Raw genomic sequence first — 13,696 nt, 5'->3', positions numbered from 1 at the left:
GCGGGGCCCGACGTACGCCTAGGCTCGACGGACCGCGGCCCACCGGCCGCCACCGCCACCGGCTGGGAGCCCGCAGTTGACCGACCTGCACGCCTCGTCGCACACGCCGGCGTACGGCGGAGTCGACCTCACGACGTGCGACCGCGAGCCGATCCACGTGCCCGGCGCGATCCAGCCGCACGGCGTGCTGCTGGCGCTGACGCGGGCGGGGGACGACGAGCTCGAGGTGGCGGTGGCCTCCGCCAACTGCGAGACCATGCTCGGCACGCCGTCGAGGGAGCTGCTCGGACGCCGGCTCGAGGACGTCGTCGGCCCGGCCGCCGCCGCGCTGGTGGGCGCCCGCGCGGCCAGCGAGCGCCGCGGCGAGGCGGTGGTGCTGCACCTGCCGGAGGTGCTGCCGGGGGCCGACCCCCGGCAGCCCGCCGCCCTCGCCGGGACGGCGGTCGACGTCGCCGTGCACCGCTCCGGCGACCGCGTGGTGGTCGAGCTCGAGGCGCTGGGCGGGTCGGGCGCGGCCACCATGTCCTACCGCTCGGCGCGGGGCGCGATGGCCCGGCTGTCGAGCGCGGGCTCCGTCGTCGAGCTCGCCGACCAGCTGGCCCAGGAGGTGCGCGGCCTCACCGGCTTCGACCGGGTGATGGTCTACCGCTTCGACGAGGACTGGAACGGCGAGGTGGTCGCCGAGGACCGGCGCGACGACCTCAACCCGTTCCTGGGCCTGCACTACCCCTCCACCGACATCCCCGCCCAGGCCCGCCGGCTCTACACGGTGAACTGGACGCGGCTGATCGCCGACGTGTCGTACGCCCCGGTGGCGCTCGACCCGGTGCTCGACCCGCACACCCGTGCACCCCTCGACCTGTCGCACTCCACGCTGCGCAGCGTCTCGCCGATCCACGTGGAGTACCTCGCCAACATGGGGGTCACCGCCTCCATGTCGGTCTCGCTGGTCGTCGAGGACGAGCTGTGGGGGCTGGTGGCCTGCCACCACTACTCCGGCCCCCACCGACCCACGCACGACGCCCGCGCGGCCGTGGAGTTCCTCGGCCAGGTGTCGTCGCAGATGGTGGCCGACCGCGAGCGCGCCGACGCACGCGAGGCGGCGCTGGCCGCGCAGGGCGAGCTCAACCGGTTCACCGCGGCGCTCTCGGCCTCCGAGCGCGACCCGGTGACCGCGATGATGGCCGACCCCGCCCTGCTGCGCCTGGTGGGCGCGAGCGCCGCCGCGGTCTGCGTCGACGGCGTGGTCACCAGCGCCGGACCGGTGCCGGACGAGTCGGTGCTGCGGCGCATCGGCACGCTGATGCACCGCCCCGACGGGCGCGCCGTGCACAGCCACCACCTCGGCCTGCTCGCTCCCGACCTCGCCCCGGTGGCCCACGTCGCCGCCGGCGCGCTCGTGCTCGGCACCGCCCCCGACGCCTGGCTGATGTGGCTGCGGCCCGAGCTCGAGGAGGTCGTCGACTGGGGCGGCGACCCCACCAACAAGCTGCTGTACGCCACCGAGGGGCCCGAGGTGCGCCTGAGCCCGCGCAAGTCGTTCGACCGCTGGCGCCAGGTGGTGCGCGGGCGCAGCGAGCGGTGGCCGTCGTGGCAGGTCGGGGCGGCGGAGGCACTGCGCGCCCACGTCACCAGCCTGCTGCTGGGCCGCTCGCGCGAGCAGGTGGCGATGGCGGAGTCGATCCAGCGCAGCGTCGTGGCCGAGGTGGCCCCCGTGCTGCCGGGTGTCGAGATCGCCGCGCGCTACCTGCCCGCCTCCACCTACCAGCTGGGCGGCGACTGGTGGGACACCTTCGAGCTGCAGGACGGGCGCGTCGCGTTCGTGGTCGGCGACGTCGCCGGCCACGGCGTGCAGGCCGCGACCGCGATGACCCAAGTCCGCACCGCACTGCGGGCCTACCTCTTCGACGGCGACAGCACCGCCGACTGCCTCGACCGCCTCGACCGGCTGATGGACGGCCTGCTCGACCAGCGCGTCGCCACCGCGCTGGTCGCCGTGCTCGACCTCGCCACCGGCCGTCTCGAGCTCTCCTCGGCCGGCCACCTGCCCCCGCTGCTGTGCGACGGCGACGCCGCCGTGGAGCTGGTGGTGCGACAGCGCCCGCTGCTCGGTATCGGTGTGGGCCGCGCCGACGTCGAGGTCGTCGACCTGTCGGGTGGCGACACGCTGCTGATGTACACCGACGGCCTCGTCGAGCGGCGCGGCGTCGACCTCGACGAGTCGGTGGAGCAGCTGCGCGCCGCCGCCGGCCGCGGCCCCGGCGACCGCATGCAGCAGTGGGTCGACGACCTCGTCGACGCCGTCGACGGCGTGCGCGACGACGACACCACCGTGCTCGCGATCCGGCTGCGCCCGCGGGGCTGAGCCGGGCCGGGTGCTGGTCGTCCGGCTGGGGGGCTCTGCGTCGTGCGAGTGGTGGGGTCGCATCCACGTTTCGTACGACGTGCCGCTGCGGACCCGGGGTGGTGGGGCTTGCGTCATACGAACGGTGGAGTCGCATCCACGTGTCGCATGACGCACACCCCCGGTCAGGGGTGAGGGTGGCTTGCGTCATCCGAATGGTGCAGTCGCATCCACGATCCGTATGACGCACGACCCGGCCCGCCGCGCGGGGCGAGGCGAGGGTCAGGGGAGCAGCACGGCCGCGGTGGCGGCGAGGGCGGCCACGAGGGCACACGCGGTGCGGCCGAGGTCGGCGCGCAGCAGCCGGGTGACCAGCGCGGCGTCGGGGGCCCGGCCGGCGGGGGTGGTGCCGAGGCGCACGTGGGTGGGGGCGGCGAGGGTGGCGGTGAGCAGCACCGCGCCCGCCGAGGCGACGGCGGCGACCAGCTCGGCCGAGTCGGGGGAGCGCCACACCGCGGCGGCGCCGGTGACCACGAGCGCGCCGTACACGACGACGACCAGCGGGGCGATGGCGCGGCTGTGCCGGTCGTGCGCGTCGGGCCAGCGGTCGGGGGTCTGCCGGGCCACCCGGGCCAGCGCGGGGTAGACCAGCGCGGTGACCACGGCCTGGAAGCCCAGGTGGAGCCAGGTGGCGGCGAGCAGGGCGTCGCGGGCGGTCGCCGCGTCGAGCCAGGTCACGGGGCGGTCGCGCCGCGCGCGGCCAGCACGACCCGGGCGGCCCGCTGCCCGGAGACCAGCGCACCCTGGATCGAGGCGGTGTCGCGGTGGTCGCCGCACACCACCACGCCGCGGTCGACGCCCATCGCGCCGCGCGCCACCAGCGGGGCGGGCTGCGCGGGCAGCGCGTGGGCGACCTCGTGGCGGGCCAGGGTGCGCCACGGCGAGGGGTCGGCGCCCAGCAGCAGGGCGGCGTGCGCCCGCATCTCGGCGCTGCTCGGCGCTGGGGCCCTGCGGGCCACCAGTGCGGAGGCCTGCACGAGGTGCCGACCCGCCGGGGCGTACGTCGGAGCCGCGTCGGAGACCACCGCGGTGTTGACCAGCGGGCCGGCCCGGCGCTCGCGGGCGTCGACGTGGAGCATCCGGCGCGCCGCGGGGCCCGGCACCGGTCGCACCGGCTCGTCGGAGGTGAACCACTCGGTGACCACACCCCGCACGAGCGGCTCCGGCGCCCCAAGCAGGCCGGCCGCGGCCGCGCCGTCGGCCGCCACCACCACGTGGCGGGCCCGCACCGACCCGCCCGGCCCGTGCACGGTGACCCGATCCCCGGGCCCGGCGCCGTCGGCGCGGGTGAGCCGCTCCACGGGGTGGCCGAGCCGCACCCGGTCGCCCAGCGGGGCGGCGAGCTGCTCGGGCAGCGCCTGCATGCCCCGAGCGGGGAGGCTGGGCGTGCCGGTGAGGAAGGTGCGCAGCAGGAGCAGTGCGTAGTCGCTGGAGGTGGCGCCGGTGTCGTCCAGCACCACCCCGGCGAGGAACCCGTCGACCACCCGGCGCAGGAGCCCGTCGACCCCCGCCGTGTCGAGGGCGGTGCGCAGGTCGGTGTCGTCGCCGCGACCCCGCGCCAGCGCCCGGCCCGACGGGTGGCGCAGCAGCGGCGCGGCCCACCGCGCCAGGGCGGCCGCCTCCCGGGGGCGCGGTGCCACCTGGCGCAGCGTCGCCGGCAGCGTGCGGGGCGCGCGCCGGGGGTCGCCGAGCAGCAGCGGACCGTCGTCGGTGCCGGCCACCACCCCTGCGCCGAACGGCTGCAGGTCGAGGGCCGCGACGTCGACCCACGCGCGCACCGCGGGGTAGCCGGGGTTGAGCAGCTGGAAGCCGCGGTCGACGAGGTGACCGTCGACGGCCTCGGTGCGGATGCGCCCGCCCACCGCGTCGGCGGCCTCCCACACCTGCACGTCGAGGCCCGCGTCGACCAGCACCCGCGCGCAGCGCAGTCCTGCCAGGCCGGCGCCCACCACCACGACGTCGGTCCCGGCCGCGCCACCGGCCGCCCCACCCGCCACGTCGGCGCCCACCTCAGCGCCCACCTCAGCGCCCACCTCAGCGCCCACCTCAGCGCCCACCTCAGCGCACGGCGTGGCGGTCGACGTACGACACGACGCGGTTGAACATCGCGGTCACCGAGGCGAGGTCGGCCAGGCCGGGGTCGGGGGCGGTGGCCAGGTCCTGCAGCACGGGCCGCGCCGCCTCCACGCCGGCGGCCGTGGCGACCCGGGCGCACACCCGGGCGGCGTCGCGCACGGGCCCGGGCTCCACGGTCCACATCGCCTCGAAGACGCGGTCGCGGTCGGGCACGTCGTCCTGGCCGGGCAGCTCCCAGGCGGTGAGTGCGGCCGAGAGGTCGCGGGCGTCGCACACCACGGTCCACTCCCGACGCATCGGGGCGTCGTCGGCCAGCGGCACCATCACCGGGCGTCGGCGCGCGGTGCCGGGACCGGCGGGAGCGGCCCCGTCGACGGCCCCGTCGACGGCACCGCCGGCGTCGCCCGCGTCGTCGAGCTCGGCGAAGACGAAGGTCTCGCGCGCCACCCGGCTCAGCTCGTCCCAGCGCTTGCGGGCGTGGTCGAAGTAGCGCGCGTGCTGGAAGGCGCCGAAGAGGTAGGGCCGGTCGGCCATCGCGCAGAACTCGTCCTCGATGGCCCACGACAGCGCGAGCAGCGTCGACTTGCGCAGCCGGTAGCTGCGCAGGCTCGGGTGCAGGCGGCGCAGCTCGGCGTACACCGACGGGGTCGTGGGCTCGGCGTCCGACCAGGCGGCGGCCACGGCCTGCTCGATGGCGACGTCGAGCCGGCTGCCGAGCTGGCGGCGACGCACCACGTCGAGCACGACCCGCACGTCGGAGGCGGAGTAGCGGCGGTGGCCGCTGTCGCGGCGGTGGGGGTCGGGGAACCCGTGGCGCTGCTCCCACATCCGCAGCGTGCCCGGAGCGACACCGGTGCGGGACGCGAGGTCGCCGATGGTGAGGCTCTCTTGACCAGGGGTCGACACGCCGTCCATGGCGCGATCCTAAACCTCCACAGCCTGTTGAGGACCTTGTGGATGACCTCCTGGCCGTTCGGGCCCCCGGGCCGCCCGCCCGGGTCCGCCGGTGGGCTCAGGCGCGCTCGGTCGTGGGGCGGCCGAGGGCGGTGCCGAACACCACGACGTTGCTGGCGTACGACGAGCCGTCCCACCCGGTGCAGGAGACCAGCACCAGCCGGCCGTCGCGCCGCGACTGGCCGAACACGTCCTGGGCCTGTGCGGCGAGCTGCTCCTTGTCGAGCACGACCACCCGGTTGACCTCGTAGCGCATCGTGCCGCGGGCGGTGACGACGTCGACGGCCGCCCCAGGGCGCACGTCGCCCAGCCGGTCGAGGGAGCCGCCGCCGGTGTGCACGGTGTGCCCCGCGATCACGGTCTGACCCACCTCGGCGCCGGGCTGCGCGGAGCCGTTCCACCAGCCCACGTCGACGACGTCGGTCGGCGGGTCGAGCACGCGGTCGGCGCTCACCCCGATCGGCACGACCGGTGCGTCGATGCGCAGCGAGCGCACGCGCAGCCGCACGGGGTCGGCCGGGCCGAGGTCGGCGTACGCCGGGCCGTCGGAGCCGCGGTCGGCCGGCAGCACCAGCCCCACCACCACCAGTCCGGCGGCGAGGACCGCCAGGGCGGTGGCGAGGGCGGTGACCTGCGCGACGAGCCGGTCGAGCACGCTCAGCCCCGCAGGCTGCGGCGGTAGCTGAGCACGCCGGCGCCGGCGGCCAGCGCGAGGAGCGCGCCGAGGCCGAGCACGCCCACGGGCCCGTCGAGGGCACCCGACCCGCCGGCGCGGCCGGCGTCGGCCACACCGGCCGGCACCGAGGTGGGCACGGCGGCCTTCGGCGTCGGGGTCGGGGTGGGCGTGGGGGCGGTCTCGGGGGCCGGTGCGGCGACGCGGCCGCTGGGGCCGCAGGTGCTGCGACCGACCTGCGCGCCGAGCACCTCCACCCCGAAGTCGGACGCGGCCGGCAGCACCGCGAGGTCGAGGGCGGTGACCTCGACGGCGCCGGGCTGCGGGCGCACCTGCTTGTTCAGGGTGAGGTCGAGCAGGTTCTCCTCCAGCGGGGCCAGCTGCTCGCCGAGGGTGCCGAGCGCCTCCTCCACCACGGCGGCCTGGTCGAGACCGGCGCCCGCCGGGCCGAGGGCGCCGTCGAGGGCGGTGGTGAGCTGCCTGCGCAGGGCGTCGGTGAGCAGTGCGGAGACCGCGCCGAGGTCGGTGACGACCTGTGTGTTCGGGGCGGGTCGCACGGGCAGCGAGACCAGGTCGACGCGCTGGCCCATCACGCGGGCGTAGGCGGCGACGTCGGTGAGCTCGGCGCTGCCGTCGGCGGTGCCCGGGCCGGCGGTGCAGCGGCTCTGGATCGCGCCGGCGTCGAGGAAGACGCCCAGGTCGGCGCCGTCGAGCACCTGCTGCACGCCGGCCTGGAGGGCCGGGAAGACCTGGTCGAGCAGGGGCGCCAGCGCGTCCTGCAGCTGCTGGTCGAGGCCCATCAGCACGTCGGCGCGCACCAGCTCGACGCTGCCGAGGTCGAGGCTCGCGGCGTCGAGGGTGAGGTCCTGCCCGGGGGTCAGGCAGCTGCCCTCGCCGGCGGCGACCACGGTGGCGCCGTCACCGGCGAGGCCGGCGCAGGCCGCCGAGCGCCCGTCGCGGCCCACGACGCGGGTGGTGGCGTCCTGGGCGAGGGTGCCGGCGGCGAGGAAGTCCTGGCCCGCGAGCGCGGTGACCACGGGCTCGTTGGAGCCGGAGGCGGTCTCGCTGCGGCCGTCGTGGGTGACCCGGTAGGTGCCGGAGTCCTCGGGGGTGCCGCCGACGGTGACGACGACGGCGGTGGCGGAGGCCTGCGCCACCGGGCCGGCGGCGGCCGCGGGCCCCGCGCTGAGCAGCACGACGGCCGCTGCGGTGGCGGTGGCGCCGTGGCGGACGAGCCTGCGTCGAGCGGTGTGCGTCATGTCCGAGACCTCCGTGCCGGGGGCAGGGCGGACCGGCCGGTCCCTCCCGCACCCGGGTCAACGCCTCGGCCCCGGCGGGGTTACGCCCGTCTCACCCCGGGTCGGGCACGTCGTGGGTGCCGGTCGGCGGCCGGCGGTCAGCCCAGCGAGCGGCCGATGCCGCGGGCCGCCACCTCGAGGGCGGCGACGAGCCGGGCGCGGTCGCGGGTCAGCGACGGCACCACGATGCCCACCGCGGCGACCACGGTGTCGCCGGCGCGCACCGGCACCCCGACCGAGCAGGCCCCGAGGCTCATCTCCTCCGAGGTGGTCGCGTAGCCGTCGGCGACCGCCCGGTCGAGCTGGCGGCGCAGCGTGCCCGGCGCCACCACCGTGTACGGCGTGATCCGGGTCAGCCGGCCCAGCACCCGGGCCTGCACCTCGGGCGGGGCGTGCGCGAGCAGCACCTTGCCCACCCCGGTGGCGTGCAGCGGCAGGCGCGAGCCGACGGTGCTCACGATCGGCACCGACGTGCGCCCGCGCAGCCGATCGAGGTACAGCACCTCGTCGCCGTCGCGCACCGCGAGGTGGAGGGTCGCCCGGGTCGCGCCGAACAGGTCCTGCAGGAACGGCGAGGCCACCTCCACCAGCCCCGCCTGGTGGGGTGCCAGCAGCCCGAGGTCCCAGAGCCGGCGCCCCACGACGTACGCCCCGTCGTCCTCGCGGTGCAGCGCACCCCAGGTGACCAGCTCGGCGACGAGGCGGTGGGCCGTCGGCACCGGCAGCCCCGCGCGCTGGGCGAGCGCGGTCAGCGGCAGGCGCCGGTGCTCGTCGTCGAAGGCCCCCAGCAGCGCGAGCGCCTTGCTGGTCACGCTGGGTCCCGGGCCGGGTGCGCCGCCGGTCACCGGGTCAGTGTGGCAGGTGCGGGTTCCACCGGACATCCGGTGGAACCCTCGGTTGTCAGCCGAAGCCTCGGTCGACGACCAGAGGTTCGGGTCGACGACCCCCGGCCGACCCCGGGTACGCCGAGCCGGCCCCGTCGACCGACCGGCGGGCGTCAACGCGCAGCGGGGGCGTCCTGGCGCACGTGCGCCGGGACGGTGGCCAGCGCGAGCACGGCGCAGACGGCGGCCACGGCGAAGGCGTAGAACCCCCACGGGTAGGCCACGCCGGCGGTGACCAGGGCGCCGCCCAGCGTCGGGCCCACGATCGCGCCGATGCGACCGACGCCGGCCGACATGCCGAGCGCGGTGCCACGCACCTGCGGCGGGTAGAGATGGCCGACGAAGGCGTAGACCAGCACCTGCGCGCTGAACACGAACACCCCGGCGAGGAGCACGGCGACGTAGACCAGCGTCGAGCTCTCGATGCGGATGCTGAGCAGCGCGAGGAACACCGCGGCCAGCGAGAACCACGCCAGCACGGTGGTCTTGTTGCCGCGGGCGTCGGCGATCTGGCCGGCCACCAGCAGCCCGACGACGGCGCCGACGTTGAGCACCAGGATCAGCCCGGTGCCGGCCTGGATGGAGTAGCCGGCCTCGCCCATGATCTTGGGCAGCCACGTGTTGAGCCCGTAGACCAGCAGCAGACCCATGAACGAGGCCACCCACAGCCCGAGGCTGATGCGCAGGTACTGCCCGCGCACCACGTCGCGGCTGCGGCTCGCCGGTGCCTGGTCGAGGTCGCCGCGCTCGCGGGCCGCACGGGCCCGCAGGTAGCTCTCCGACTCGGGCAGCTTGGCCCACATCAGCGGCAGGGTCAGGAGCCCGGCGACGCCGCCGACGACGAACATCGCCTCCCAGCCGTAGGCGTCGACCAGCCACAGGCCCAGCAGCGCGGTGAGCACGGCGCCGACGTGGTAGCCGGTCATCATCCGGGTCACCGCGCTGCCGGCGCGCCCGGGTGCGGCGTGCTCGGACATGAACGCCAGCGCCGTCGGCAGGCACGCCCCGAGCCCGAGGCCGGCCAGGAAGCGCAGCACGGTGAACTCGGTGGTGGTACGCGCGAGCGGCAGCACCACGGTGAGCAGCGAGAAGAGCGCGATGCTGGTGATCAGGGCCGTACGCCGTCCGTAGCGGTCGGTGATCGGGCCGATGGCCACCGCCCCGATGCCGACCCCGACCAGGCCGAGGGTGGAGGCGAGGGTGAGCGAGGCGTCGGTGAAGCCGAGCGCCCCCGAGGCGGAGAGCACGGGGATGACGACGCCGAGGACGACGAGGTCGAAGCCGTCGAGGGCGACGGCCACCCAGCACAGCAGCACCGCCCAGGGCAGGCCGGGACGGCGGGTGGCGGCGCCGGCGGGTGAGGAGGAGGTCGTGGACATGCGGGCCACCGTGACAGCGCTCACAAGCCCTTGCCCACCTGCTGTTTCCGGTGGACGGAAGTCGGCGGGGGTGGATGTGACGCACGTCGCCCTACAGTCGGCGCCGTGACCGACCTGCGCGACGACCCCCCAGCCACCAGCGGCCCCGCCCCGGACACCCAGGCCGGCGTGAGCGCCGAGATCGACGCGCTGCAGGGCAGTCCCGGACGCCAGCCGCGCCTCGACTACCCGCCGTACCGCTCCAGCGCGCTGCGCCACCCCACCAAGGACCCGGTGCAGGTCGACCCCGAGGGCGTCGAGCTGTGGTCGCCGGTCTTCGGTGGGCGCGACGTCGACCCGCTCGAGGCCGACCTCACCATCGGGCACCGCGGGGAGCCGATCGGCGAGCGGATCGTGGTGACCGGACGCGTCGTCGACGGCGAGGGCCGCCCGGTGCGTCACCAGCTGGTGGAGATCTGGCAGGCCAACGCCGGCGGGCGCTACGTGCACCAGCGCGACCAGCACCCCGCCCCGCTCGACCCGAACTTCACCGGCGCGGGCCGGGGCCTGACCGACGCCGACGGCGTCTACCGCTTCACCACGGTCAAGCCCGGGGCCTACCCGTGGCGCAACCACCGCAACGCCTGGCGCCCCGCCCACATCCACTTCTCGCTGTTCGGCGACGAGTTCACCCAGCGGATGGTCACCCAGATGTACTTCCCGGGCGACCCGCTGTTCGCGCTCGACCCGATCTACCAGGCGATCACCGACCCGGCCGACCGGGCGCGCCTGGTGGCGACCTACGACCACGACCTGACCGAGCCCGAGCTCTCCCTGGGCTACCGCTGGGACATCGTGCTCACCGGCGCCCACCGCACGCCCCGCGAGGGCGACACCGTGCACGACGCCGACCACGACGAGGACGCCGCATGACCCGCACGAGCACGCCGGGCACCCCTGGCGGCACGCCGACCGTCGGCCAGACCGTCGGGCCGTTCTTCCACTACGCGCTGCCCTACCCCCGCGACCGCGAGCTCGTGCCGCCCGGGTCGCCGGGTGCGGTCGTGCTGCGCGGGCGGCTGCTCGACGGCGAGGGCGCGCCCGTGCCCGACGCGCTGGTCGAGCTGTGGCAGGCCGGGCCGGACGGCGAGGTCGTGCAGCAGGCCGGCTCGATCCAGCGCGACGGCGCCACCTTCACCGGCTGGGGCCGCTGCGCCACCGACAACGAGGGGCGCTGGTCGTTCGTGACCCTGCGGCCCGGCACGCCGTACGTCGCGCTCACGGTGTTCGCCCGCGGCCTGCTCGACCGGCTGCAGACCCGCGCCTACCTGCCCGACGCGCCCGCCGACGCGCTGCTGGCCTCGCTGACCCCCGAGCGGGCCGCCACCCTGCGCCTGGCCGCCGAGCCGGACGGTGCACTGGGCCTCGACCTGCGCCTGCAGGGCGAGGGCGAGACCGTGTTCCTGGACCACCGGCGGACGTCGGCCACACTGGCCCGGTGAGCGACCTCCTCTGGCCCGGTGACCACCGGGCCCGCGACGTGCTCTCCGACGCGGCGGTGCTGGTCGCGATGGTGGCGGTGGAGCAGGCCTGGCTCGACGCGCTCGTCGACACCGGGGTGGCGCCCGCCGCCGCCCGCGCCGACCTGGCGGGGCTGGTCGGCCCCGCCGACCTGCCCGGGCTGGCACGCGACGCCGAGGCCGGTGGCACACCGGTCGTGCCCCTGCTCGCGCTGCTGCGCGCACGCCTCGGCGCCGAGCCGGCGCGCTGGCTGCACCGCGGGCTGACCAGCCAGGACGTCGTCGACAGCGCGCTGGTGCACGCCGCCCGCGAGGCGCTCGACGACGTCCGGGCGCGCCTGCGCGACCAGGCCCGGGCCCTGGCCGGTCTGGTGTCGACGCACCGCGACACCGCGATGGTGGCGCGCACGCTGACCCAGCACGCCGTGCCGACGACGTTCGCGCTGGTCGCCGCGGGCTGGCTGACCGGCGTGCTCGACGCCCTCGACGACGTGTCGGCGCTGCTCGACGCCGGTCTGCCGGTGCAGCTCGGCGGCGCCGCCGGCACCCACGCGGCGCTGGTGGAGCTCGGCGGCGACCCGGCAGCGGTGGGGCCGCTGGTGGCCGGGGCGCTCGGCCTCGTGGACGCCCCGCCGTGGCACACCACCCGCACCACCGTCACCCGCCTCGGCGACGTCGCGGTGCGCTGCACCGACGCCTGGGGGCGGGTGGCCCGGGACGTGCTGGTGCTGTCGCGCCCCGAGGTCGGCGAGGTCTCCGAGGGCGCCGGGGGCGGGTCGTCGACGATGCCGCACAAGGCCAACCCGGTGCTGTCGGTGCTGCTGCGCCGGGCCGCGCTCGCCGCACCCCCGCTGGCCGCCACGCTCCACCTCGCCGCGGCCGACCAGGTCGACCAGCGCGCCGACGGCGCCTGGCACGCCGAGTGGGCCACCCTGCGCGACCTGCTGCGCCGCGCCCACGTGGCCGCCGGCCAGGCCGTCGACCTCGTCGAGGGCCTGCAGGTGCACCCCGAGCGGATGGCCGCCACCCTCGCGGCCGCGGCGCCCGACGTGCGCGCCGAGCAACGGGCGATGGCCGACCTCACCGGCCGGGCGCCGCGCGACACCTACCTCGGCGCGACGCCGGCCCTCGTCGACGCCGTCCTCGAGCGGGCCCACGGAGCGACGACGTGACCACAGCCAGCACCGCACCGGAGGTCGTGCCGGTGCTCACCGGCGCCCGCCTCACGGCCGCCGCCCACCGCGCCGAGCTGCCGCTGCTGGTGCTCGGCCCGTCGCTCGGGACCACCGCGGCCGGGCTCTGGACGCGCTGCGCCCGCGCCGGGCTCACCGACGCCTTCGACGTGGTGGCGTGGGACCTGCCCGGTCACGGCCACAACACCGCCGTGCCGCCCGAGCCCTTCACGATGGCCGGGCTCGCCGCGGGCGTGCTCGCGCTGGTCGACGAGGTGCAGCAGCAGCGCGGCGACGCGCCGGGCTCGTCGTTCGCCCACGCCGGCGACTCCGTGGGCGGCGCCGTGGGCCTGCAGCTGCTGCTCGACGCGCCCGCGCGGGTGTCGGCCGCGGTCGTGCTGTGCAGCGGCGCCCGCATCGGCACCGCCGCGTCGTGGGCCGAGCGCGCGGCGACGGTGCGCGCCTCCGGGACGTCGGCGGTCGTGGCGGCCTCGGCGCAGCGGTGGTTCGGCCCCGGCTTCCTCGACCGCGAGCCCGAGGCCGGCTCCGCGCTGCTGCACGACCTGGCCGGCGTGCGCGACGAGGGCTACGCCGCGGTGTGCGGGGCGCTGGCCGACTTCGACGTCCGCGAGCGCCTGGGCGAGGTGCGGGCGCCGGTGCTGGCCGTGGCCGGCGAGCACGACGTGGCCACCCCGCCGGTCTCGCTGCGCGAGGTGGCCGACGCGGTGCCGCAGGGCGCGTACGTCGAGCTGCCCGGCGTCGGGCACCTCGCCCCGGTGGAGGCACCTGCCGAGGTCGCCCGGCTCGTGCGGGCGCACGTGCTGGGCCTGCCGCTGGACGCCCCGCCGGACCCGTCGGCATCGGCGGCGGCGTCGGTGTCGGCCTCGGGCGGGCGCAGCGCGGCGTGGGAGGCCGGCACCGCCACCCGCCGCGAGGTGCTGGGCGACGCCCACGTCGACCGCGCCGAGGCCGCCACCACCGACCTCACCCGTGACTTCCAGGACTTCATCACCACCTACGCCTGGGACGGCATCTGGAACCGCCCCGGCCTCGACCGCCGCAGCCGGTCGCTGGTCACCCTCACCGCGCTCGTCGCCCACGGCCACCTCGAGGAGCTGGCCCTGCACGTGCGGGCCGCGCGCACCAACGGCGTCACCGTGGAGGAGATCGCCGAGGTGCTGCTGCAGAGCGCCGTCTACTGCGGCGTGCCCGCCGCCAACAGCGCGTTCCGGGTCGCCCAGCGGGTGCTGGAGGAGATGGGGGAGGCCTGAGCGCTGCCGCGAGGGGCCGTGCGTCGGGCGGTGTGCGCCAGGCGACACCGGGGCGGCGGTGCTCGGAGCGGCCGGCGCCGGGCCGC

At 77.0% G+C, this 13,696-nt stretch carries 12 protein-coding genes; 5 read left to right on the top strand and 7 right to left on the bottom strand.

Annotation, left to right across the window (positions count from 1 at the left end; translation table 11 throughout):
• The first annotated feature begins 76 nt into the window (after positions 1-76).
• Positions 77-2,365 carry a SpoIIE family protein phosphatase gene (locus tag AC4OR8_RS01370; RefSeq protein ID WP_492163774.1) on the top strand — a complete coding sequence of 763 codons (2,289 nt, stop codon included), beginning with the start codon at positions 77-79 and terminating at the stop codon, positions 2,363-2,365.
• A gap of 261 nt (positions 2,366-2,626) precedes the next feature.
• Here AC4OR8_RS01370 and AC4OR8_RS01365 read toward each other — a convergent pair whose 3' ends face one another.
• The 7 genes from AC4OR8_RS01365 to AC4OR8_RS01335 all read right to left on the bottom strand — a co-directional run bounded on the left by AC4OR8_RS01365 (position 2,627) and on the right by AC4OR8_RS01335 (position 9,668).
• Positions 2,627-3,082, bottom strand: coding sequence for a hypothetical protein (locus AC4OR8_RS01365; RefSeq protein ID WP_492163773.1), 456 nt, complete (start codon positions 3,080-3,082; stop codon positions 2,627-2,629).
• A complete protein-coding gene (locus AC4OR8_RS01360) occupies positions 3,079-4,425 on the bottom strand; it encodes a flavin monoamine oxidase family protein (RefSeq protein ID WP_492163772.1) in 1,347 nt (448 codons plus the stop codon). The genes AC4OR8_RS01365 and AC4OR8_RS01360 overlap by 4 nt, the downstream gene beginning before the upstream one ends.
• A gap of 37 nt (positions 4,426-4,462) precedes the next feature.
• Positions 4,463-5,395, bottom strand: coding sequence for a DICT sensory domain-containing protein (locus AC4OR8_RS01355; protein WP_492163771.1), 933 nt, complete (start codon positions 5,393-5,395; stop codon positions 4,463-4,465).
• A 97-nt stretch (positions 5,396-5,492) separates the two neighbouring features.
• Complete coding sequence (locus tag AC4OR8_RS01350) at positions 5,493-6,089, bottom strand: class F sortase (RefSeq protein ID WP_492163770.1); 597 nt, start codon at positions 6,087-6,089, stop codon at positions 5,493-5,495.
• A 2-nt stretch (positions 6,090-6,091) separates the two neighbouring features.
• A complete protein-coding gene (locus AC4OR8_RS01345) occupies positions 6,092-7,366 on the bottom strand; it encodes a hypothetical protein (RefSeq protein ID WP_492163769.1) in 1,275 nt (424 codons plus the stop codon).
• Positions 7,367-7,503: 137 nt separating this feature from the next.
• Positions 7,504-8,250, bottom strand: coding sequence for an IclR family transcriptional regulator (locus AC4OR8_RS01340; protein WP_492163768.1), 747 nt, complete (start codon positions 8,248-8,250; stop codon positions 7,504-7,506).
• Positions 8,251-8,402: 152 nt separating this feature from the next.
• Positions 8,403-9,668 (bottom strand): MFS transporter, encoded by a 1,266-nt coding sequence (locus tag AC4OR8_RS01335; RefSeq protein WP_492163767.1) that lies wholly within the window; start codon positions 9,666-9,668, stop codon positions 8,403-8,405.
• Between the two features lie 105 nt (positions 9,669-9,773).
• On the opposite strand from AC4OR8_RS01335, the gene pcaH reads away from it, so the two are divergent.
• The 4 genes from pcaH to pcaDC are packed head-to-tail and all read left to right on the top strand — an operon-like array spanning position 9,774 to position 13,610.
• The gene (pcaH, locus tag AC4OR8_RS01330) at positions 9,774-10,580 is read left to right on the top strand and encodes a protocatechuate 3,4-dioxygenase subunit beta (RefSeq protein WP_492163766.1); all 807 of its coding nucleotides are present in this window, start codon (positions 9,774-9,776) and stop codon (positions 10,578-10,580) included.
• On the top strand, positions 10,577-11,149 hold the full coding sequence (gene pcaG / locus AC4OR8_RS01325; protein WP_492163765.1) for a protocatechuate 3,4-dioxygenase subunit alpha: 573 nt from the start codon (positions 10,577-10,579) through the stop codon (positions 11,147-11,149). Before pcaH ends, pcaG begins: the two co-directional genes overlap by 4 nt.
• A complete protein-coding gene (locus tag AC4OR8_RS01320; RefSeq protein ID WP_492163764.1) occupies positions 11,146-12,339 on the top strand; it encodes a lyase family protein in 1,194 nt (397 codons plus the stop codon). Before pcaG ends, AC4OR8_RS01320 begins: the two co-directional genes overlap by 4 nt.
• A complete protein-coding gene (pcaDC, locus tag AC4OR8_RS01315) occupies positions 12,336-13,610 on the top strand; it encodes a bifunctional 3-oxoadipate enol-lactonase/4-carboxymuconolactone decarboxylase PcaDC (protein WP_492163763.1) in 1,275 nt (424 codons plus the stop codon). Before AC4OR8_RS01320 ends, pcaDC begins: the two co-directional genes overlap by 4 nt.
• Positions 13,611-13,696: the final 86 nt, after the last annotated feature.

This window comes from Nocardioides sp. FY1077 (genome assembly GCF_058681775.1).
Note: the sequence above shows the minus strand (reverse complement) of the source record. Positions and strands in the feature narration are given on the sequence as shown.